16 protein-coding genes and 1 tRNA gene are annotated in these 18,599 nt (G+C 60.0%); 10 read left to right on the forward strand and 7 right to left on the reverse strand.

Annotation, left to right across the window (positions count from 1 at the left end):
* Positions 1-120: 120 nt before the first annotated feature.
* The 5 genes from iolB to J5289_RS07985 form a co-directional block, all read right to left on the reverse strand.
* Positions 121-924: a 5-deoxy-glucuronate isomerase gene (gene iolB / locus J5289_RS07965; RefSeq protein WP_209183287.1), complete on the reverse strand. Its 804-nt coding sequence runs from the start codon at positions 922-924 to the stop codon at positions 121-123.
* Between the two features lie 43 nt (positions 925-967).
* Positions 968-1,885: a myo-inosose-2 dehydratase gene (iolE, locus tag J5289_RS07970; RefSeq protein WP_209183288.1), complete on the reverse strand. Its 918-nt coding sequence runs from the start codon at positions 1,883-1,885 to the stop codon at positions 968-970.
* Between the two features lie 36 nt (positions 1,886-1,921).
* Positions 1,922-3,772, reverse strand: a complete 1,851-nt coding sequence (iolD, locus tag J5289_RS07975; RefSeq protein ID WP_209183289.1) for a 3D-(3,5/4)-trihydroxycyclohexane-1,2-dione acylhydrolase (decyclizing) — start codon at positions 3,770-3,772, stop codon at positions 1,922-1,924.
* Between the two features lie 39 nt (positions 3,773-3,811).
* On the reverse strand, positions 3,812-5,743 hold the full coding sequence (gene iolC, locus J5289_RS07980) for a 5-dehydro-2-deoxygluconokinase (protein WP_209183290.1): 1,932 nt from the start codon (positions 5,741-5,743) through the stop codon (positions 3,812-3,814).
* Positions 5,744-5,841: 98 nt separating this feature from the next.
* Positions 5,842-6,717, reverse strand: a complete 876-nt coding sequence (locus J5289_RS07985) for a MurR/RpiR family transcriptional regulator (RefSeq protein ID WP_209183291.1) — start codon at positions 6,715-6,717, stop codon at positions 5,842-5,844.
* 301 nt (positions 6,718-7,018) lie between these two features.
* On the opposite strand from J5289_RS07985, the gene J5289_RS07990 reads away from it, so the two are divergent.
* From J5289_RS07990 to J5289_RS08015, 6 genes are all read left to right on the forward strand, one after another.
* Positions 7,019-8,242, forward strand: coding sequence for an NAD(P)/FAD-dependent oxidoreductase (locus tag J5289_RS07990; RefSeq protein ID WP_209183292.1), 1,224 nt, complete (start codon positions 7,019-7,021; stop codon positions 8,240-8,242).
* A 6-nt stretch (positions 8,243-8,248) separates the two neighbouring features.
* Positions 8,249-9,052, forward strand: a complete 804-nt coding sequence (locus J5289_RS07995; protein WP_209206597.1) for an aldolase/citrate lyase family protein — start codon at positions 8,249-8,251, stop codon at positions 9,050-9,052.
* A 100-nt stretch (positions 9,053-9,152) separates the two neighbouring features.
* Positions 9,153-9,243, forward strand: a tRNA-Ser gene (locus tag J5289_RS08000).
* A 217-nt stretch (positions 9,244-9,460) separates the two neighbouring features.
* Entirely contained in the window at positions 9,461-9,799 is a 339-nt protein-coding gene (locus J5289_RS08005) for a GNAT family N-acetyltransferase (protein ID WP_209183294.1), read from the forward strand.
* Between the two features lie 520 nt (positions 9,800-10,319).
* Positions 10,320-11,381 (forward strand): porin, encoded by a 1,062-nt coding sequence (locus J5289_RS08010; protein WP_209183295.1) that lies wholly within the window; start codon positions 10,320-10,322, stop codon positions 11,379-11,381.
* 383 nt (positions 11,382-11,764) lie between these two features.
* Positions 11,765-12,826: a porin gene (locus tag J5289_RS08015; protein ID WP_142829783.1), complete on the forward strand. Its 1,062-nt coding sequence runs from the start codon at positions 11,765-11,767 to the stop codon at positions 12,824-12,826.
* Between the two features lie 178 nt (positions 12,827-13,004).
* Here J5289_RS08015 and J5289_RS08020 read toward each other — a convergent pair whose 3' ends face one another.
* Positions 13,005-15,071, reverse strand: coding sequence for a lytic transglycosylase domain-containing protein (locus J5289_RS08020; RefSeq protein ID WP_209183296.1), 2,067 nt, complete (start codon positions 15,069-15,071; stop codon positions 13,005-13,007).
* 217 nt (positions 15,072-15,288) lie between these two features.
* On the opposite strand from J5289_RS08020, the gene dapA reads away from it, so the two are divergent.
* From dapA to J5289_RS08035, 3 genes are all read left to right on the forward strand, one after another.
* Positions 15,289-16,173 carry a 4-hydroxy-tetrahydrodipicolinate synthase gene (gene dapA / locus J5289_RS08025; protein ID WP_142829779.1) on the forward strand — a complete coding sequence of 295 codons (885 nt, stop codon included), beginning with the start codon at positions 15,289-15,291 and terminating at the stop codon, positions 16,171-16,173.
* Positions 16,174-16,320: 147 nt separating this feature from the next.
* A complete protein-coding gene (gene smpB / locus J5289_RS08030; protein WP_111220398.1) occupies positions 16,321-16,800 on the forward strand; it encodes an SsrA-binding protein SmpB in 480 nt (159 codons plus the stop codon).
* A complete protein-coding gene (locus J5289_RS08035; RefSeq protein ID WP_142829777.1) occupies positions 16,800-17,216 on the forward strand; it encodes a DUF3830 family protein in 417 nt (138 codons plus the stop codon). Before smpB ends, J5289_RS08035 begins: the two co-directional genes overlap by 1 nt.
* 45 nt (positions 17,217-17,261) lie before the next feature.
* Here J5289_RS08035 and J5289_RS08040 read toward each other — a convergent pair whose 3' ends face one another.
* Positions 17,262-17,843, reverse strand: coding sequence for an NYN domain-containing protein (locus tag J5289_RS08040; protein WP_142829775.1), 582 nt, complete (start codon positions 17,841-17,843; stop codon positions 17,262-17,264).
* Between the two features lie 305 nt (positions 17,844-18,148).
* Between J5289_RS08040 and rpoZ the strand changes: the two genes are divergently transcribed.
* Positions 18,149-18,541 (forward strand): DNA-directed RNA polymerase subunit omega, encoded by a 393-nt coding sequence (gene rpoZ, locus J5289_RS08045; RefSeq protein WP_111220401.1) that lies wholly within the window; start codon positions 18,149-18,151, stop codon positions 18,539-18,541.
* Positions 18,542-18,599 lie beyond the last annotated feature (58 nt).

The raw sequence follows: 18,599 nt of genomic DNA on the forward strand, positions 1-18,599 counted from the left end.
AGATTTAAGAGACTCCCTAAAAAACCAAGCATGTGTACAAATAAGCCGCAAATGCTCACTGCCTGGGCATTTTTGTGCCGGGACATACGCCGCGGCGCTGTCTCCCGGTATCCGCTACACTCAGGCCTTTACCAGCCAGGCATGTTCCGGGGCATTGTAGAACTTCCACACCCGTTTCGGCCCCGCCATCACATTCAGATAATAGAGATCGTAGCCGTGGCAGGCCGCACACGGGTGATAGCCCTTCGGCACCATCGTCACGTCGCCATCTTCCACAGCCATCACCTCGTCGAGCGACCTGTCGTCGGTATAGACGCGCTGGAAGGCAAAGCCCTGTGGAGGGTTGAGGCGATGATAATAGGTTTCCTCGAGAAAGCTCTCGTTTGGCAGATCGTCCTGGTCGTGTTTGTGCGGTGGGTAGGAAGAGGTATGGCCGCCGGGCGTGATCACCTCGACGACCAGCAGCGAGTGGGCGGCTCCATCGTCTTCCGGCATGATGTTGTTGACGTAGCGAACATTCGTCCCCTGGCCGCGCGTCAGCGCCGGGTGTGTGCCGGGCGGAAGGGCGCGGGCCGGGTGATCGCCGCCACCGGGTGCCGAGCAGACGGCCAGTTCGAGATCTGTTTCCGCCGTGACGGACCAGCTGGACCCGGCCGGGATGTAAAGCGCATGCGGAGCGCCGTCGAATGGGCTCATCCGTTCGCCCAGCAGCCCGAAATCCACATCTCCGGCTGTCGCCCGGCCTTTTCCGGTGACCCAGACAAGGCAGACCTCCCGCTCACCCGTATCACCCGCCGCTGTCTCGCCCGTCTTCAGGCGGTGCAGGTCAAACCCGACATAGGTCCAGCCGGCAGTTTCCGGGGTCACGTGATGGACTTTGCCAGTGGTGCCGCTTGGGCTGACATGCAGGTGGGACTTCGTCATTTTGCGATCTCCTGTAAACACCGGCAAAGGAATGAAAGCAGCTTCATCCTTTCGGAAAACCCTGCGTCTCAACCGTATAGCCGGCCGATGTCATGACGCGCATCAGTTCGGCGTGGCCAATTTCAGCCATTCGTTGCGGCGGCGCCTTGCGCGGATCCTGCTCGGCCTCGACCACGAACCAGCCCTCGTATCCGTAGTCGGCGAGCCGCTGGACGATGGCGCCGAAATCGAGCGAGCCGTCGCCCGGCACCGTGAAAGCGCCGAGTGCCACCGCGTCGAGGAACGACTGCTGGCTGCGATCCAGTCCGTCGACCACGGACTTGCGGATATCCTTGACGTGGACATGGTTGATCCGACCATGGTGGTTGTCGATGGTGCGCAGCACGTCTCCACCGGCAAAGGCCAAATGGCCTGCATCGAGCAACAGCGGAATGCCTTCGCCGGAATGCCGCATGAATGCGTCCAGCTCGGCCTCGGTCTCGACCACGGCCGCCATGTGGTGGTGGTAGGACAGCGGCATGCCCTTGTCGGCGCACCATTCCCCGAGCTCGGTCACACGATGTGCATAGGCCTTCATTTCGTCGTCGGACAGGCGTGGCTTGGTGGCCAGCGGCCTGGAGCGGTCGCCCTGGATGGAACGGCCGACTTCCCCATAGACAATGCAGGGTGCATCGACCGCCTTGAACAACTCGATCATCGGCGCGATGCGATCCTTGTTGGCGGCAAGCTCCTCGTCGACAAGCGTGCCCGAGAACCAGCCGCCGCAGAGCGTGACGTCGGCAGCCCGAAGGATCGGCAGCATCACGGCCGGATCGTCCGGAAAGCGGCGGCCCTTTTCCATGCCCGTAAATCCTGCACTGCGGGACTGCCTGAGGCATTCCTCCAGTGATACGTCGTCGCTCAGTTCCGGTAGATCGTCGTTCCACCAGGCGATGGGCGACATGCCGAGTTTGGCTTTCATCATGCTCTCCTCAAGATGTGATCCGGCGATTGTCCGCTATCCGATCCGCTGGGCGGCCCGCTTGGCGACGTAGTTCTTATGGGCCTCGTTGACTTCCGGGCGCAAACTCACCTCGGGAACGGCTACATCCCACCAGTGGCCACCTTCCTCGGTGGTAACCAGCGCATCGGTATCGATGACGAAGACAGACGTCCGGTCGTTCGTCCGGGAGGCTTCAATCGCCTGCTCGAGCTCGGTGATGGACGACACCTTCACGGCGATGGCACCCATGCTTTCCGCATGAGCACGGAAATCGATGGCCGGCATTACCTCGTGATAGGAGTCCTTCAAGAGATTGTTGAAGTTGGCTCCGCCGGTGGCCATCTGCAGCCGGTTGATACAGCCATAGCCCCGGTTGTCGAGCAGCACGACGGTTAGCTTCATGCCGAGCATGACGGACGTGGCGATCTCGGAATTCAGCATCATGTAGGAACCGTCGCCGACCATGACGACGACCTCCTTCTCCGGCCGCGCCAGCTTGGCGCCGAGCCCGCCGGCAAGCTCGTAACCCATGCACGAAAATCCGTATTCCATGTGGTAGCTGCCCGGCACCGTCGCCGGCCAGAGCTTGTGCAATTCGCCGGGCAGGCCGCCGGCAGCGCAGAGCACAATGCTGTTTTCGCCACCGATCGTCCGCGCAACTGCGCCGATAACCTGCGCGTCCGAGGGCAGGGCTGCGTTGGTGGTCGCCATCGCCTTGGCGGCAGCCTCCATCCAGCGCGCCTTTTCGTGCGATGCTCTCTCGGCGAGCGCTGCAGGGGCTTTCCATCCGGCAAGCCCGGCAGACAGCACCTTCAGTCCCTCGCGCGCATCGGCAACCAGCGTGTGGGAATCATGCTTGGCGGCGTCGAAGGCCGCGATGTTCAATCCCACCATCGAAAGCGCGTCGTTCTTGAACAGCGCCCAGGAGCCGGTGGTGAAATCCTGGCAGCGCGTGCCGACGGCGATGATCAGGTCGGCATCCTCGGCAATGGCATTGGCCGCCGACGTGCCGGTGACCCCGACCGAGCCGAGCGACATCGGATGGCTCTCGTTGATAGCCGATTTGCCGGCCTGGGTGACGACCACAGGAATGCCATGGGTTTCCGCGAATGAAGTCAGTTCGGCGGTCGCTTGCGAATAGAGGACACCGCCGCCGGCGATGATGACAGGCTTCTCCGCCTTGCGGATCAGGGCAATGGCGTTGGCCAGTTCGTCGGCATCCGGCCGTGGCCGGCGCTGCGTCCAGACATGTTCCTCGAACAGGCTGACGGGATAGTCGAAGGCTTCGGCCTGGACATCCTGGCAAAGCGCCAGCGTCACCGGACCGCAGTCCTGCGGATCGGTCAGCACCTGCATGGCGCGCTTCAGGGCCGAGATGATCTGCTCCGGCCGGGTGATCCGGTCGAAATAACGCGAGACCGGGCGGAACGCATCGTTGGCGGAAACCGTGCCATCGCCGAAATCCTCGATCTGCTGCAGCACGGGGTCGGGAGCGCGGTTGGCAAATACGTCGCCGGGCAGGAATAGCACCGGGATGCGGTTGACATGCGCCACGCCCGCCGCCGTCACCATGTTGAGTGCGCCGGGGCCGATCGAGGTGGTGCAGGCCATGAAGCGCTGTCGAAAGCTGGTCTTGGCGTAGGCAATCGCCGCATGCGCCATGCCCTGTTCGTTGTGGGCACGGTAGACCGGCAATTCGTCCCGGATCTGGTAGAGCGCTTCGCCAAGTCCGGCGACATTGCCGTGCCCGAAGATCGCCCATACGCCGCCGAAGATCTGGACCTTCTGGCCGTCGATGACGGTCATTTGCTTCGTCAGGAACTGCGCGACGGCCTGCGCCATCGTCAAACGGATCGTCTTGCCCATCGGGCGCCTCCCAATTTTCTTCTTTTCCAATCCGCGCGTCTACAGTCCGCGCGTCTTAAGCCAGGCCTCGGTCAGATGCCGGAAACGGCCGGCCATGTCGGCAATCGCCGCCTCGTCGTCGATCTCGCCAGCAAGCCAGCTGCGCGCTGCTTCGGCAAAGATCGTCCGGCCGACGGCAAAGCCCTTGACCGACGGTGCTGCGAGCGTCGCCTCGAAACCTTTCAGCAGTTCCTCGGCCGGCGCCTCCAGTCCCAAAAGCACGATGCCGCGGCAGAGCGGATCGTTGCCGGTCACCACCGCCTCGATGTTCTGCCAGGCGGCACGCGATGCCTGCGGCTCCAGCTTCCACCAGTCCGGCTTGATGCCGAGGTCGTATAGCTCCTGCATCGCCGTCGAGATTGTGTTGTCGTCGAGCGGTCCGTTCTTGCCGGCGATAATCTCGACCAGCAGTTCGCGCCCGACCTTCCGTGCCGCGTCGAACAGCGTGCGCAGCTTCTCCTGCTGCTCGGCTTTCAGCTCCGCCGGATCGTCCGGATGATAGAAGCAAAGGCACTTGATGCAATGGTCGACAGGCCATTCCACGAGTTGCGAGCCGATATCCTGGCTGAATTCGAATCGCAGCGGCTTCGACCCGGGCAATTCGACCGGCCGGCCAATCCACGAGAAGTTCTTGGTGGCAGCATCGAAGAAGGCATCGCGACCGAAACGTTCGTCGATCAGCATGCCGTAGCCCGGCCGTCCATCGGCAACGCGTGCCGCTGCCGAAACCGCCAGCCGCTTGAAGGCATTGATTTGCTCATAGGGGACGCCGAGTTCGTCGGCGACGCTGACCAGCTGCGAGCGGTGATCGATGGCCAGCGCCATCAGCAGCGGGATGTGACCCTTGCGGGTTGTCGCCCAGTGGATGTGGTTGAGGTCTTCGTCCTTGCGCAGTGCGCGCCGCCGGCTGCCGTGCTTGAGGAAGCTGTCGAGTTCGGCCCAGGTCGGATATTCCGGCGAGCAGAGCAGCCGCGATACGGCGAAGGCACCGCAGGCATTGGCCCAGGTGGCGCAGGTCTTGAGAGGCTCGTTCTTCAGCCAGCCGCGCAGAAAGCCGGACATGAAGGCATCGCCGGCGCCGAGCACATTATAAACCTCGATTGGAAAACCGTCGCCGACGATGCCAGCTTCGAGGTCGTCGGAAATTGCACCTTCATAGACAATGCAGCCCATCGCGCCGCGTTTTAGGACGATGGTGGCAGCGCTGAGTTCGCGGATCGTCTTCAATGCGCCGAGCACGTCATCGGCGCCGGACGCGATGAGGATCTCCTCCTCGGTGCCGACGATCAGGTCGCAGTCAGGGAGCGTCTGCTTCATCTTGGCCGTGACGCGGTCGGATTTCACGTAGCGCTCGAAACCTTCGGCATGGCCGGCAAGGCCCCAAAGATTGGGCCTGTAGTCGATATCGAAGACCACCTTGCGGCCATGCGCCTTGGCGACGCGGATCGCCTTGCGCTGGGCTGCTTCTGTATTGGGTTGAGAAAAATGCGTGCCGGAGACCAGCACGGCACTTGATGAAACGATGAAGTCTTCGTCGACATCGTCTTCGGTCAGCGCCATGTCGGCGCAGTCGGAGCGGTAGAAGATCATCGGCGAGACGCCTTCAGCCTCTACCGCCAGCAGCACCAGCGCTGTCAGCCGCTGCTTGTCGGTGACGATGCCATCGGTAGCGACACCCTCGCGGGCTGATTGCTCGCGGATGAAGCGTCCCATCTGCTCGTCGCCGACGCGCGTGATCAATCCTGATTTCAGCCCGAGCCTGGCCGTGCCGATGGCGATGTTGGCCGGGCAGCCGCCAACGGATTTCGCAAAGGACGCGATGTCTTCGAGCCTGGAACCGATCTGCTGGCCATAGAGATCGACAGAAGAACGGCCGATGGCGATGACGTCGAGCGTCGGCTCCGGCCGCGCGCCGTTGTTGAGATTTGCCATTGATATCCTCCGTCAAGATTTCCGCCGGCATCTCCCGTTGCCAACGCCGTGCACCGATAATGAAACATCGGTTCCGTAATTTTGTCAATTCGGAATGTTTATTCCATTTTATGTTTTCCGGATTTTGCCATGGCCCACTTTCTGCGCTGCTCGGCGATGGCGACGGGGAAAGCCATGATCAATGCCATGGACGCCGATAACGAACGAAAGCCGGCAAAATCCGATTCTGCCACTTCGAACCAGTGGGTGGCGCAGGCGGCGAGCGGCGAGAATGCCGAATCGGTGATGGCAATGAGTGGTACGCCGCGGTCGACCAGTAGCTGGCTTTGCACCAGGCTTTCTGCCGCATAGGGCGAAAAACTGGCGGCAATGGCTGCATCGCGTGGCGTGGCGAACTGCACAAGCTCCGTATCGACCCCGTTAGGCGAGGCAACGATCTGGTGGCGGATGTTTAGCTTGGAAAATGCGTAGGTCATGTGCGCCGTCAGCGGGTAGGAGCGTCGCTTGGCAATCAGGTAGATGGTTTCTGCTGCAGCAAGGATCTCGACCGACGTCGCAAAGGTGTCGGTCTGCACAGTTGCCGCCAGCCGGTTGATCGACTGGGTGGCGGAGGAGATAAAGCCGGCAAGGATCGCTGCATTCTCATCCTCGACGCGCGCCTCCTCCAGCGAGATCAGCCGCTCCTCGTAGCTGAGTGTCCGGTCACGCAGCCGTTCGCGGAAAATGCTCTGCAGATCGGAAAAGCCTTCATAGCCGAGATGGCGCGCCAGCCGCACCAGCGTCGAGGGCTGGACGTCGGACGCCGTGGCGATGCTGGCCGTCGTGCCAAAGGCGATTTCATCGGGGTTGTTGAGGGCAAAGACCGCAACCTGCGCCAGCCGTTTCGGCATGGAGGCCTTGCGCTCGATGATCGTGCTGCGAAGGCTTTCGAAATCGCGCGGCACCTTCGCCGGTATCGTCACGTCCTCACTCATTCCACGGCTTTCGTTTTTCCCGGTTTTCGGAACATATATTCCATCTGCAATGATACCGCATCTGCCGATTTCCGCCACAGGCAATTCAAGTAACTGAATTGCTTGCCGATTGTTGCAATCCTCTGGCATTTCACAAACGCTATGCTCGCAGCAAAACGATCCAGATGTTCCAAATCGTCCGGCATGACGCTTGATGGGCACCGCTGCGGTTGACGCTTTCCGGGCGAGGCGATACGCCTTGCCTTTGAAGCGCGATGCGAGGCCGCCACGGCTTCGTGTCCCCAATTTCTGGAGGGCTTGCGTGACGGGTAGATTGCTCATTGTCGGAGCAGGGCAGGCCGGCTTTGCTGTTGCTGCCAAGCTGAGGGCTCTCAAGGACACGCGGCCGATCACGCTGGTCGGCGCGGAAGAATCGCTGCCGTACCAGCGCCCGCCGCTGACGAAGAAATACCTGCTCGGCGAGATCAGCTTCGATCGCCTGATGTTCCGCCACGAGCACTGGTATGCCGAGCACGATATCGACATCCGTCGCGCGACCTGGGCAGAACAAATCCATCGCGACCGGAAGCAGGTCGTCATGCAGGACGGCAGCGCGCTCGACTACGAAACGCTGGTGCTGGCGACAGGCGCAACACCGCGCCGTCTTCCTGCGGCCATCGGCGGCGATCTCGAGGGCGTCTATGTCGCCCGGGACAAGCGCGACGCCGATCTCCTGTCAGGTGAAATGCGTGCCGGCCGCCGTGTCCTTATAATAGGGGGCGGCTATATCGGTCTCGAAGCGGCAGCCGTCGCCCGTCATCGCGGCCTCGAAGTCACACTCATCGAGATGGCCGATCGCATCCTGCAGCGGGTTGCCGCCAAAGAGACCGCCGACATCATGCGGGTCATCCACGCCGACCACGACGTCGTCATCCGCGAGAAGACCGGCCTCAAGCGGCTGGTGGGCAAGGACGGCCGTGTGGTTGCCGCAGAGCTTTCCGATGGCTCTACCCTCGACGTCGATTTCGTCGTCGTCGGTATCGGCGTCGCGCCGCTGGATCGTCTTGCCAAGGAAGCCGGCCTTATGGTTGCCAACGGCATCGTCGTCGACGAATACGTCCGCACCTCTGATCCCAGCATCTATGCCGTCGGCGACTGCGCCGCGCTGCCCTGGCAGGGCGAATTGATCCGTCTCGAATCGGTGCAGAATGCTGTCGACCAGGCAGAGGCTGCGGCCGCGATCATCGCCGGTGGCAAGGAACCCTACGTGCCGAAGCCGTGGTTCTGGTCCGATCAGTATGACGTCAAGCTGCAGATCGCAGGCTTCAACAAGGGCTACGACGATACGGTGCTGCGGCATGGCGCCCGCGAAGGATCGGCCTCCGTCTGGTATTTCAAGGCCGGTCGGCTGATTGCCGTCGATGCGATCAACGACGCCCGCGCCTATGTCACCGGCAAGAAGCTCATCGACGCCGGCCTGACGCCCGATCGCGACCTGCTGGCCGACGCCGACGCCGGCACCGACCTCAAGACCTTGCTCGGATAAGTGACGATGACCCTGCCACCCAATGCATTCAAGATCGCCCTGCGCGAGCGCCGCCCGCAGATCGGCCTCTGGGTGGCGATGGCCGATGCCTATGCCGCCGAGATCGCCGGCCATGCCGGTTTCGACTGGCTGGTCCTGGACGGTGAGCACGGCCCCAACGATCTTCGCAGTATAATGGCGCAGTTGCAGGCTCTTCAGGCCTCGCCGTCGGAACCGGTGGTTCGACTGCCGACTGGCGCAAGCTGGATGATCAAGCAGTTTTTCGACATCGGCGCCCGCACGCTGCTCATCCCGATGGTCGATTCGGCCGAGCAGGCAGCAGAACTCGTTCGCGCTGTCCGCTATCCGCCGGACGGCATCCGTGGCATGGGCGCCGGCATCGGCCGCGCCTCGCGGTTCAACACTGTTGCCGGCTACGTCGCCGATGCAGGCAAGGACATCTGCCTCCTTGTGCAAGCCGAAACCCGCGCGGCGCTTGCCGACCTCGAGCGGATTGCCGGTGTCGAGGGCATCGATGGCATCTTTATAGGGCCCGCCGACCTTGCTGCCGACCTGGGCTTTCCGGGCAATCTCGAGGCGCCCGAGGTGCAGGCGGCGATAGAGGCCGCCATAGCCACCATCGTCAAAGCGGGCAAACCGGCCGGAATCCTGACATTCAACGAGACCCTCAACCGCCGCTACCTGGGACTCGGCGCCACTTTCGTTGCGGTCGGCGCCGATGTCACCGAATTCTCCACAGCACTCCAGCGCCTTCGCCGACGCTACGGCCCCGAACCGGAAAATGCCGAAGCCGGCCCACGCGGCTACTAGCCCTCGCACTCTCAGGGTTTAGCGCACAGCAAGACACTTTTCTGACGGCATTGGAAAAAAAACCTTGCCTTTGGAGCCTTTGCCAAATAGTCACGGCCTCGGAGAGGTGGCCGAGTGGCCGAAGGCGCTCCCCTGCTAAGGGAGTATACGTCAAAAGCGTATCGAGGGTTCGAATCCCTTCCTCTCCGCCATTTACCCGGCAATATTGCCTCACCAGACTTACTGCATTCCCCGATTTAGATGTCGTCTCCATGCATCGTCACTGACGCGGGCATCAGTTCTGCGCTGCTTCATGATCGACCAGCCATCGCCCTGTCATCTTGCAACTACAGTCATCTGAGCAGGAGTGAGCAGAGGCAGCAGGTGATGCTTTGAATCGATCCATTCCCGTCCCGAGATGATCTCAATATGCTTTGGCTGGAGGCCTGGGGCTGCTGTGAGCTAAATGATTTCTCTCGTATCTTGTCCCGCCGCCCGGCGGGCATCGTGGCTTACGCCGATGGTCAGCTCGTCGGTTTCGTGAATGTTGCGTGGGATGGAGGTGTTCACGCCTTTATTCTCGACACCTGTGTCGACCCTCGAATGCGACGACAGGGGATTGCTACCGGCAGGATAAAAGAGGCCACCAGTATTGCACAGGAGCACGGTGCAAGGTGGTTGCGTGTCAACGTCGAGCCGCAGCTGGCCTCACTCTACCGTAGTTGCGACTTCTGGCCGACGGAGGCGGGGCTTATAGAGCTGCAGTAATGACGTCCGCCGGACCGGATGCCTACCCAATGTCTGCACCCAAGCTCGAATCGCAGACCGGCATCTGCACATACGATCCGAATCGACGTCCAGCGCATGTCCATTCCTCAATCGGGAATCGTTGCCGGGCTGTTTCCAAATGTTGCCGCCTGCCGTGGAAATGCCGTACATGTGGCAGGGTTTCCAGGGATTTTGTGCGTCGGCAGGTCTCCCGAAAGACTGTTATGGCTAAGCGCAGCGGAGTTAAGTCCGTGCGAGATAAGGCTTTTTCTTAATAAAGACTAAATAAACCACCCTTCACCTCACCTTTTTGTGTCCTTTCGGCAACATGAATTGGGGAAGGGTCTCCCCAAAACCCCCTTCCGGCAAGATGTCGATTGCGTGACGGCGCCCGTCGAGTATTTTCAACAACGGAAGCGAGGGCGTGATCGTCCACTTCTTGAAACATGGGGATGGGGCAGGGAATGCCTTCGGGTTAAAAATCCCAGACCCAATTGAAACTTTGAACTGGAGGTCAATCATGAACATCAAGAGCCTACTTCTCGGCTCCGCTGCTGCCCTCGCAGCAGTATCCGGTGCTCACGCTGCAGACGCTATCGTAGCTGCTGAGCCTGAGCCGCTTGAATACGTCCGCATCTGCGATGCATACGGCGCTGGCTACTTCTACATCCCAGGCACGGAAACCTGCCTCAAGATCGGCGGCATGGTTCGTACTGAAGCTCAGTGGCACAACCCATACGCTGTTGGCGATCGCTTCAAGCGCGGCACGGAATGGCACACTCGCGCTGAACTCAACGTCGACACGGCAACGGACACAGAATACGGTCCGCTGAAGACCAACATGGTCTACCGTTTCGACTCGACTGAAGGTGTCAACGACTCCAAGGTTCTGTTCGCAACGATCAGCCTCGGCGGCTTCATCGTTGGTAAGACGGACTCGCAGTACAATCAGTGGATTGGTTATGCTGGCAACGTCATCAACGACGACGTGATCGGCGATGGACCTTACGAGCTGAACCAGCTCTCCTACGTATACGACGGCGGCAACGGCTTCACTGGCGTTCTGTCGGTTGAAGACAGCCAGTCTGGCGCTGGTGCAATCGACCCGAACACGGGCCGTGATGTTTCTGACCACTACACACCTGACTTCGTTGCCGGCCTCGGCTACAAGACTGGCATGTTCGGTCTGAAGGTTGTCGGCGGCTACGACTCGGTCGTTGAAGAAGGCGCTGTCAAGGCTCGCCTCGACCTCGACTTCGGCACGTTCTCTGCCTTCTTGCTCGGCCAGTACAACACTGACGGCAACAAGATCAACCGCTACGCCAATGGCGATGCTAGCGGCGCTTCGACCGGCGATTGGCAGGTTTGGGGTGGCACGACTGTCAAGTTCAACGACAAGCTCGAGTGGAACACTCAGGTTTCGTATGCTGACAGCAAGACCTTCGAAGCTACGACAAACCTCAACGTTTTCGTTGCTAAGGGCTTCAAGATCCAGCCAGAAATCACCTACGTCAAGTACGACAACGCCGTTCTCGACGACAACACGTTCTCTGGTATCCTTCGCTTCCAGCGCACGTTCTAATTCAATCCGACTTCGGTCGATTGAAAGGAGCCCGGCTTTCGAGCCGGGCTTTTTCGTTTTTACTCTTTGTCTGTTCTCCAGGTCTTGTTTCCGCTGCCTTTTCCAGGCCGCGAGGTGATCAATCACCTTTCATGACGGAATTATCACAGTTTCGTGACGTGATTTTTGTGCAACGCACCAATCCAAAGCTTTGTCACAAACGGTGCCTGTTACGCATTGATATTTCATTGTTATATTCAATCGCTATGGTCTGCCCAGAACCGAAGCAGACGCGCTTTGGTTCTCCCCAAGGGGGGGTCACAAATACAGGGATGGGGTAGGGCACGCCGATTTTTCGGCGCGACGTCTCACGCCCAGTCGTCTTTTGATTGGAGCTAATTGCAATGAACATTAAAAGCCTTCTTCTCGGCTCGGCCGCTGCCTTCTCGGTAGTATCCGGTGCACATGCTGCCGACGCCATCGTCGCTGCTGAACCTGAGCCGCTGGAATACGTCCGCATCTGCGACGCTTACGGCGCTGGCTATTTCTACATCCCGGGCACGGAAACCTGCATCAAGATCGGCGGCAAGGTTCGCTCTGACGTCAGCTGGTACAACGCTTACAAGGCCGGCCAGGACGCTGCTGCTCGCGGCACATACTGGAAGACCCGTGCCGAACTTTCGATCGACACTGCAAGTGACACCGAATATGGCGCCCTGAAGACTGACGCCGTTTTCCGCTTCGAGTCGGCCGAAGGTAACAACACCAACAAGCTTCTCTGGGCCAACATCAGCCTGGGTGGTTTCCTCGTCGGTAAGAACGACTCGGTCTACTCGACCTTCCTCGGCTACGCTGGCGACGTCATCAACGACGACATCATCGAATACGGCATCAACGGCACCGACGAACTGAACCAGCTGACCTACGCCTACGACTCTGGCACCGGCTTCACGGCTGTTGCTTCGCTCGAAGACAGCACCAACGGCACTGCAGCTGGCGCCAATGGCGAGAACAGCTCGGATCACTACGCTCCGGACGGCGTTCTCGGTCTCGGCTACAAGGCCGGCGCTTTCAACTTCCGCGTTGTCGGCGGCTACGACTCCATCGTCGAAGAAGGCGCTGTCAAGGCTCGTGTTGATGCCAAGTTCGGCGGCTTCACCGCCTTCCTCATGGGTGGCTACAACACCGATGGCAACAAGCTCAACAAGTATGCTGGTGCCGGTGGTGCTGGTATCGGTTGGGGCGACTGGGCTGTCTGGGGCGGCATTGGTCAGCAGATCAACGACAAGCTGAAGGCCAACGTGCAGCTGGCCTACGACGACAAGAAGACGTTCGCAGCAACGGGCAACCTGAAGTTCAACCCGGTCAAGAACCTGCTCATCGAGCCGGAAGTCACCTACGTCAACTACGACAGCGTCAACAAGGACACCTGGTCTGGCATCATCCGCTTCCAGCGTTCGTTCTAATACTGAGTTGATCTAACCTCCTGTCAAAGAGATGGCCCGGTATCCCAGCCGGGCCATTTTCGTGCCGACAATTTCGAGCCGGTGAGCTTGGGAATTGGATCCCGAGCAGAAACTCTGTCCCCGTCAGTCCGCGGGGAGGGTGGCGAACTCAACGAATCAGCAGCCGCGACAGGCCCCTTCAGCCGCGTCCGTGGATGAGGTCCTGCTCGATATCGCTTTTCTGACCAAGCCGAGCCTTGTAGACCTCGTAATTTTCCATCACCCTCTGCACATAATTGCGGGTTTCCGGAAATGGAATGCGCTCGATCCAGTCAACGACTTCGTCCATCGACTTGCCGCGCGGGTCGCCGTAGCGGTTTATCCACTCGGGCACTTTTTTCGGACCGGCATTATAGGCGACGAAGGTCAGGATATAGGATCCGCCGAATGCATCTATCTGCTCGCCGAGATAATGCGAGCCGAGCGTCGCATTGTAGCCGGCATCTTTCGTCAGGCGGTCGGCGGAATAGACGATCCCGTGGCGACCGGCCACAGCCTTGGCGGTCTTCGGCAGCAGTTGAAGCAATCCACGGGCATCTGCGGACGACACGGCCTGCGGATTGAAGGCACTTTCCTGCCGGGCGATGGCGTAAGCCATGGCTTTTCCGGAGCCTGCGATATTGGCGTCGTCTGGAATGACGCCGATCGGAAAGGCAAGCGCTGCGACATCGACGCCGCGTCCATAGGCGATCTTGCCGACTTGCAGCGAAAGCTGGTGATTGCCGGACTGCTCGGCGCTGGCCGCAAGCAGCGCTATCTCGCCCGGGCTTTGCAGCTGTTGGGCTAGCGCGCGGTAAAGACTGTCGGCGCGCCAGCCATTGCCGGCTGCCTCTAGGCGCGCGATCGCCAGCACCGCTTCTCGCGATTGAAAGCGCTGCCGGTCTTCCGGCGATGGCGATGGGTAGGTCACGTCCAGCATCTGCCGTCCGAGCTTTTTCGCGGCAAGCTGACCGTAGAACGTGCTCGGAAGGGCGGCGGCCTTCGCGTAGAAATCACTGGCCTTTCCCGGGCCGCCGGCTTCCGCCGCGCGTCCGAGCCAATACCAAGCACGAGAGACGGAGATCGGTCCGTTCGACACGCCGAGGATCTTGCGAAAATGCGTTGCTGCCGTGGAGGGATCCTTCAGGCCGCGCAGCGCATACCAGCCTGCATGGAACTCCGCTTCGCCGACATCGACCGGGGTAACGGCGACGTTGTCGTCGGCAATTCTGTATGCGGCCTTGTAGTTACCTTGGTCGACAAGGCCGCGGCTGACGATTCGCTGCTCGTCCCACCACTGGCTCGCGTCGATCAGCAGGCTGCGATCGCGCGGCATTTGTGCCAACAGGGCTGCAGCCGTATCGTAGTTTTCCTTGCGCCGCTCAAATTCGATCCGCATGAAGAGGTAGGCGGGGTCGCTTTTCCACTGCGGTGAGATGTTGGCAAGCAGGCTCGCAGCCTTGGGGCTTCGATCGTTGACAGCTGCCCACGCAGTATAAAGCGATTGTGCCTTGCCGAGATCGCCGAAGCGCTTCGCCTGCGCCGTCTTGCTCCGGTAGAGCAGAAGATCCATGCGGGCCTTGTGGTCGGACGGGCTGAGCAGGCCGCCAAAAGCTGCCAGATATTTGTCCTCGAGCGATGCGTCCAGCGTCTGGTTTCGCCAGACGTTGCGGATATAGGCGGCGGCCTGGGCTGGCTTTCCAACGGCAATGAGGGCCTTTGACAACACGAATGCACCTTCTGGCGTCTCTGGTGCTGTCTCTCCAAAGGCAGCGAGCACCTCGGCCGTGGACGGGTTCTCGTTGTAGATCGCCCGCTCGGAAAAGCCACGCAGACTGGCGAGCCCCGGCCAGCCCGCAAGTTCTTGCGAGGCGGAGGCTATTTCTGCGGACGGTATTCCGGTCTGTCCCGACGTGGCAATGGCCCAGGTGAGGATGTGGCGGTCGAGGGTTCCGCGCGCCATGCCGTTGCGGACGGCGATGGCCTGCAACGGCTTCCGGTTCGACAGCGCGTCGAGGCCGGCCTTGAGATCGGCGCTCGCAGGCGCAATGTTGGAAGCGCGTGGAATAGAACCAGTCGTCAGTGGATCGTTCGGGATTGCCATGGCGACTGATGTCTGCGGCTGCCCGGCCGGATCAGGGGCGCTTTCAATCGGCAGCCCGGCCGCAAGACAGCCCCAGGCAATGGCAAGGCCTGTGGCGGACACGACCAGGATCGATTTGTTCATCCGGCTACTCACGCGAATTCAGATCCCCTCAATCTGCCGAAAGCCATCTTAACGAAACCTTAGCGCATGCACGAATTATCGATCTAACATGATACCGGAATTTGCAAACGAAGCCATAAAGCGCGCTTGTCGGAGCCAGATGGCCGCTTTATGGTGCGCAGATTCATAACCAAGGATTGCGGCCGAAGCGTGAAATGCCAGGCCTTGAGGAGTTTGCATGTTCAGGGGATCCATTCCCGCTCTCGTTACGCCCTTTACCGCTGCGGGCGCCGTCGATGAAGCTTCTTTTGCCTCGCACGTAGAATGGCAGATCACCGAGGGGAGCACCGGGCTTGTCCCTGTTGGCACCACCGGCGAATCGCCGACCCTGTCGCACGCCGAGCACAAGCGCGTCGTCGAGCTGTGCATCGAGGTCGCCGCCAAGCGCGTGCCCGTCATGGCAGGCGCGGGATCCAACAATACGCGCGAAGCGATAGAACTGGCACAGCATGCCGAAAAGGTTGGCGCGAATGCAGTCCTGGTCGTTACGCCCTATTACAACAAGCCGACGCAGAAGGGGCTCTATGCTCACTTTTCGGCGATTGCCGAGGCCGTTAAGCTGCCGATCTACATCTACAATATTCCAGGCCGCTCTGTCGTCGACATGACGCCTGAAACCATGGGTGCGCTGGCTAAGTCCTATGGGAATATTGTCGGCGTCAAGGATGCGACCGGCAAGATCGAGCGCGTTTCCGAGCAGCGCATCACCTGCGGCAATGATTTTCATCAGCTGTCGGGCGAGGATGCGACCGCTCTCGGCTTCAACGCCCATGGCGGGGTCGGATGTATTTCGGTGACGGCAAACGTCGCGCCGCGCCTCTGTGCCGAGTTACAGAAGGCGACCCTTGCCGGCGACTACAAGGCGGCGCTTTCGATCCAGGACCGGTTGATGCCGCTGCACAAGGCAATCTTTCTCGAGCCCGGTCTCTGCGGTGCAAAATATGGCCTGTCGCGTCTGGAGCGGATGAGCCGCCACGTTCGCTCGCCGCTGCTGTCTACGCTGGAACCGGGTACGGAAGCAGCGATCGATGCTGCGATGCGCCACGCCGGCCTGCTGAATTGATAGCTTGAGGCGAAGGCGGCGGCGTTCGTCGCCGTCGCGTCTTCACAATCCGGTCATACTCCCCTATCTAGGGCCCTGAACATCACTGCGGCCCGCATTTTCTCATGTTTGAGCGCCGCCGGTACCCGAGGGACGGAACAACAGATCATGGCACCCAAAGGCAGCCAACGCGTCGTCAAGAAGGTTGTCGCCGATAACCGCAAGGCTCGCTACAACTATGAGATCCTCGATACCTATGAAGCCGGCATCATGCTCATGGGCACCGAGGTGAAGGCGTTGCGCGACGGCAAGGCGAATATCGCGGATAGTTATGCCTCGGACGAAGGCGGCGAGATCTGGCTGATCAATTCCTATCTGCCGGAATATCTGCAGGCCAATCGCTTCAACCACGAGCCCCGCCGTCGCCGCAAGCTGCTGCTGACCGCCCGCGAAATCAACAGACTTCGCGTCGGCATCAATCGTGAGGGCATGACCCTCATTCCGCTGAAAATCTATTTCAACGATCAGGGCCGCGCCAAGCTCGAACTGGCTCTTGCCAAGGGCAAGAAGCTGCACGACAAGCGACAGACGGAAAAAGAACGCGACTGGAACCGCCAGAAGACCCGAATTCTGAAGGACAACGGCTGATGCAGATGGTGAGGCTGACCGTCGGCGACCTGGTCTTCGTCGCTCGTTTCGAGAACAAGAAGGCGCCTCGGACCTGCAAGGCATTCCAGGCTCTGCTGCCCTTCGTCAATCAGACGATCCACTCGCGCTGGAGCGGCGAAGCGGTCTGGGTACCTCTCGGCGATTTCGAGTTCGGCGTCGGTTTCGAAAACCACACCACCCATCCGTCACGCGGCGATATCCTGCTTTATCCCGGCGGCCACAGCGAAACGGAGCTGCTTTTCGCCTATGGCAGCTCGTCATTTGCCAGCAAGATGGGCAGTCTTGCCGGAAACCATTTCCTCACCGTCGTCGAAGGCGCTGAGCACCTGCCGGAGATGGGCCGCCGTGTTCTCTGGAACGGCGCGCAGCCAATCCGCTTCGAACCCATTGGCTGACCGTCTAACGCAGTTTCACTACTCAGGCGGATGTCGTCGACCGAACTATTCTTCCTGTTCGGCCGTCGGTGACGCGTCTACAAGCCGTGCGGGTCTTTCGGACGGGTCCCTGCCGATCTCGGATTTCAGCGAGACCAGGTCGATGAAGTGATCGGCCTGCCGACGAAGGTCGTCGGCGATCATCGGCGGCTGGGTCGCCATCGTCGAGATGACGGAAACCTTGCGTCCGCGGCGCTGCAGCGCTTCGACAAGCGTCGTGAAATCGCCGTCCCCGGAGAAGATCACCATGTGATCGACAGTCTCGGACTGCTCCATGGCATCGATGGCCAGCTCGATATCCATGTTGCCCTTTATCTTGCGGCGTCCCATGGAGTCGGTGAATTCCTTGGCGGGCTTCGTGACCACCTTGTAGCCGTTGTAGTCGAGCCAGTCGATCAGCGGCCGTATGGAGGAATATTCCTGGTCCTCGATCAGCGCAGTGTAATAGTACGCGCGCAACAGGTAGCCGCGTTTCTGGAACGCTTTCAGCAGCTTGCGGTAATCGATGTCGAAGCCGAGGCTTTTGGAGGCGGCGTACAGATTCGCGCCGTCAATGAAGAGTGCAATTTTCTCGCGAGGGTCAAACATGGCTGGTTTATCCATTGCTGCAAAAAGAAAACACTAAAAGGCAATCAAAACAAAGCCTTATCGCTAAAATATAGAAACAGGTCGCTTAATTCACGAATTGTTCATATAAGGAGATTTAGGGCAGGATTCCAGTTATTCCAAGCAACTCTGGATTGAAATGAAAAATTCAATTTCCGCTTCCTCGTCCAGCAGCGGTTGTTAATCTGTCGCCTTGCGAGGAAAAACTTGAATTTGCCGCCGTTTGATTGTATCCGGCATCCTAATTCCATACATGTCGACGACATCACGACCGTAAAGGACAGGCAATGGCCCGTGTCACCGTAGAAGATTGCATTGATAAGGTAGAGAACCGGTTCGAGCTTGTTTTGCTCGCCAGCCATCGCGCCCGGCTCGTCTCCCAGGGTGCAGCGATCACCATCGACCGCGACAATGACAAGAACCCCGTAGTTGCTCTTCGTGAAATCGCTGACGAGACCCTGTCTCCCGACGACCTGAAGGAAGACCTTATCCACTCGCTGCAGAAGCACGTCGAAATCGACGAGCCTGAGCCAGATCCGGCAACTCTTGCCGCCGCTGGTTCTTCCTCCGAGGAAGACGACGACAAGCCGGAAGCTGTGACTTTCGACCAGATGTCGGAAGAAGAGCTGCTGGCCGGCATCGAAGGCCTTGTACCGCCGGAAAAGAGCGACGATTACTGATCGTCAATCTTGATGCTCCGCATTGGAGCTATATGATGGTGAAATGTCTGTGCGCCAG

Source organism: Rhizobium sp. B230/85, from assembly GCF_019355735.1.
GTDB lineage: Bacteria > Pseudomonadota > Alphaproteobacteria > Rhizobiales > Rhizobiaceae > Rhizobium > Rhizobium rhododendri.

What these genes read in the sequence shown, in the direction of transcription:
- iolB (WP_209183287.1), bottom strand. Translation starts at nt 924, where the DNA reads ATGACGAAGTCCCACCTGCATGTCAGCCCAAGCGGCACCACTGGCAAA.
- iolE (WP_209183288.1), bottom strand. Translation starts at nt 1,885, where the DNA reads ATGAAAGCCAAACTCGGCATGTCGCCCATCGCCTGGTGGAACGACGAT.
- iolD (WP_209183289.1), bottom strand. Translation starts at nt 3,772, where the DNA reads ATGGGCAAGACGATCCGTTTGACGATGGCGCAGGCCGTCGCGCAGTTC.
- iolC (WP_209183290.1), bottom strand. Translation starts at nt 5,743, where the DNA reads ATGGCAAATCTCAACAACGGCGCGCGGCCGGAGCCGACGCTCGACGTC.
- J5289_RS07985 (WP_209183291.1), bottom strand. Translation starts at nt 6,717, where the DNA reads ATGAGTGAGGACGTGACGATACCGGCGAAGGTGCCGCGCGATTTCGAA.
- J5289_RS07995 (WP_209206597.1), top strand. Translation starts at nt 8,249, where the DNA reads ATGACCCTGCCACCCAATGCATTCAAGATCGCCCTGCGCGAGCGCCGC.
- J5289_RS08005 (WP_209183294.1), top strand. Translation starts at nt 9,461, where the DNA reads ATGCTTTGGCTGGAGGCCTGGGGCTGCTGTGAGCTAAATGATTTCTCT.
- J5289_RS08010 (WP_209183295.1), top strand. Translation starts at nt 10,320, where the DNA reads ATGAACATCAAGAGCCTACTTCTCGGCTCCGCTGCTGCCCTCGCAGCA.
- J5289_RS08015 (WP_142829783.1), top strand. Translation starts at nt 11,765, where the DNA reads ATGAACATTAAAAGCCTTCTTCTCGGCTCGGCCGCTGCCTTCTCGGTA.
- J5289_RS08020 (WP_209183296.1), bottom strand. Translation starts at nt 15,071, where the DNA reads ATGAACAAATCGATCCTGGTCGTGTCCGCCACAGGCCTTGCCATTGCC.
- dapA (WP_142829779.1), top strand. Translation starts at nt 15,289, where the DNA reads ATGTTCAGGGGATCCATTCCCGCTCTCGTTACGCCCTTTACCGCTGCG.
- smpB (WP_111220398.1), top strand. Translation starts at nt 16,321, where the DNA reads ATGGCACCCAAAGGCAGCCAACGCGTCGTCAAGAAGGTTGTCGCCGAT.
- J5289_RS08035 (WP_142829777.1), top strand. Translation starts at nt 16,800, where the DNA reads ATGCAGATGGTGAGGCTGACCGTCGGCGACCTGGTCTTCGTCGCTCGT.
- J5289_RS08040 (WP_142829775.1), bottom strand. Translation starts at nt 17,843, where the DNA reads ATGTTTGACCCTCGCGAGAAAATTGCACTCTTCATTGACGGCGCGAAT.
- rpoZ (WP_111220401.1), top strand. Translation starts at nt 18,149, where the DNA reads ATGGCCCGTGTCACCGTAGAAGATTGCATTGATAAGGTAGAGAACCGG.